Origin of the sequence: Sandaracinomonas limnophila (assembly GCF_004005965.1) — a bacterium.
In the GTDB taxonomy this organism is placed as follows: Bacteria; Bacteroidota; Bacteroidia; order Cytophagales; family Spirosomataceae; genus Sandaracinomonas; species Sandaracinomonas limnophila.
The window spans coordinates 1-361 of record NZ_SACY01000015.1 but is presented as its reverse complement, the minus strand read 5'-3'; the positions used below and the strand labels follow the sequence as shown (position 1 = coordinate 361).

Here is a 361-nt window from a genome sequence, read left to right as displayed (position 1 = left end):
GGGATTAGCTCAGCTGGCTAGAGCACCTGCCTTGCACGCAGGGGGTCAACGGTTCGAATCCGTTATTCTCCACCCAAAACTTTAGAACTGAAGAATCTAAGAACTGAAGAATCTAAGAACTGAAGAACTGAAGAACTGAAGAACTGAAGAACTGAAGAACTGAAGAACTGAAGAACTGAAGAACTGAAGAACTGAAGAACTGAAGAACTGAAGAACTGAAGAACTGAAGAACTGAAGAACTGAAGAAAAATTGAGCTAAAGTTAAAGAGTAAAGAGTAAAAAAAGAAAAAAAAGACTTCAAACGAGGAGTTTTTATAAATAGCTAGGAGTATCAATTAGAGAGAAGAAATTAGTAAGAGGC

At 37.7% G+C, this 361-nt stretch carries 1 tRNA gene; it reads left to right on the top strand.

The window, feature by feature from the left end:
- The first annotated feature begins 1 nt into the window (after position 1).
- Positions 2-72: transfer RNA gene (locus EOJ36_RS11860), tRNA-Ala, on the top strand.
- Positions 73-361: the final 289 nt, after the last annotated feature.